A 1,641-nucleotide genomic window follows, 5' to 3' on the forward strand; every position below is an offset into this window, starting at 1 on the left:
CCGTGCAGCACATCCTTGCGCAGTCGGTCGTAGACCCGTTCGGAGAGCATCTGCTTGCCCGGCCGGGCGGGGGCGTCGGTCGTCTGCGTCACGGCCACAGTCTAGCCGGAAGCCAAATAATCGATTATCGCTGCTATGATCTGATATCTGAGGGCGGCTTGCCGCAGTGGAGGGGAACACTCGATGAGCGTCAACGACCCGTTCGCCCGCCTGCCAGGGGCGGTGAACTTCACCGTCACCGTCACCGCCGCGACCGCGCCTGCGGGAGCGACCCTGCGCTCCGGCTAGATGTCCGCCCATCTCCTGGCCGGTAAAGGCGTATGCCGGCAGCTGACCCGGAGCGGAGCCCGAGGGCGCCAGTCGCTTCGCCGTGACCGACCACGACCCGGATGCCCCGACCGGCCCAGACCTCTGGCCACGGGCCGTGGTTGACATCCCGCCACAGTCGCCGGGCTTTCGGAAGGCGCCGGTGGCGATGTCGGTTCGGGCCTTCCCGCGGCGGCCGTTCAGCGGCCGAACGACGTCCGCGCGGCCCGCTTCCCTCCGTGCCGCGCCGCCACTTCGTCCTGGTGGGGGCTCCGGGCCTCGAACGCATCGGCAGCCCGGCCGAATCCGCGCCGGCCCACCCGGGCTCCACGATGTCCGGCCGCACCCCCGGCCGGGCGGGGCCGACCTCCACCGCCGAACCCCCGAACTGGGAGTCACACATGAACATCACCGCCGTTCGCGAGATCAGCCTCGCCGTCAACGCGGCCCACCGGTTCATCTACCTCGTCCCGGAATCCGCCCGGCAGGCCGCCGAGCTCGGCGTGACCGACCGCGCACCGGCCTACTTCGCGTTCCGCTCGGCACCGATGGGCGCGGTCGCGTGGCAGGTCACGCTCGCGACCTTCTACAACTTCAGCCCCCGGGCGGTGCGATCGATGACGGGCGTATGGGACGCCGCGCCGCCCGAGCGGTGGCAGGCCGCCCGCTACACGGCCGCCGAGCACGCGCTACGGCGCGTCGGGGTGGGCCTGACGGACGACCAGATAGCCGAGGCGCGATCGCTGATCGACCCCGTCGTCGCCGCGGCCGACTACGCCGGCAAACCGTTGGCCGCGGCCAACGCATCCGTTCCCCTGCCGCCCGACCCGCTGACCGCACTGTGGCAGCAGGTCACCGTGCTGCGCGAGTGGCGCGGCGACGCGCACCTCGTCGTCCTCGCCGACAACCGCCTCGGACCGTGCGACTGCAACGTCATCCACACCGCGACCGGCCGGCTCCCGACGCCGATCGTGCGCGCCACCCGGCAATGGGACGACGAGGAATGGGCCGCCGCCACCGAACGTCTCGTCACCCGCGGCTGGCTGGAGACCGACGGGACGGCGACCGAGGCGGGCACCGCGGCGCGCGAGCGGATCGAGGTCGAGACCGACGAACACTGCGCCGGGCTCTGGGCGCCTATCGGCGCAACCGGCGCCCGCCGCCTGGTCGAACTCCTCACGCCCGTCGACGAGGCGTTCACCGCGGCCGGGACCTACGCACAGCTGAGCTGATCGCCATCCGTCCGAGGGAAGTGAGTGCCATGGCGGTCGAACGCCAGGAGCCGGCGAGCCCTCGATCACGAGGACCGAGGAGGCCGGGGCCGGATGCCGGTCG

Annotated in this window: 1 protein-coding gene; it reads left to right on the plus strand. The window is 72.2% G+C overall.

What is annotated here, in order from left to right:
* Nucleotides 1-707 precede the first annotated feature (707 nt).
* Nucleotides 708-1,538: a hypothetical protein gene (locus tag ABZ641_RS36435; RefSeq protein ID WP_359988808.1), complete on the plus strand. Its 831-nt coding sequence runs from the start codon at nucleotides 708-710 to the stop codon at nucleotides 1,536-1,538.
* The last annotated feature ends 103 nt before the right edge of the window (nucleotides 1,539-1,641 follow it).

This window comes from Kitasatospora sp. NPDC007106, from assembly GCF_040634455.1.
GTDB classification, from domain to species: Bacteria; Actinomycetota; Actinomycetes; order Streptomycetales; family Streptomycetaceae; genus Kitasatospora; species Kitasatospora arboriphila.

Excerpts from the sequence above, each read along its gene's own strand:
- ABZ641_RS36435 (WP_359988808.1), top strand. The coding sequence starts at position 708 with ATGAACATCACCGCCGTTCGCGAGATCAGCCTCGCCGTCAACGCGGCC.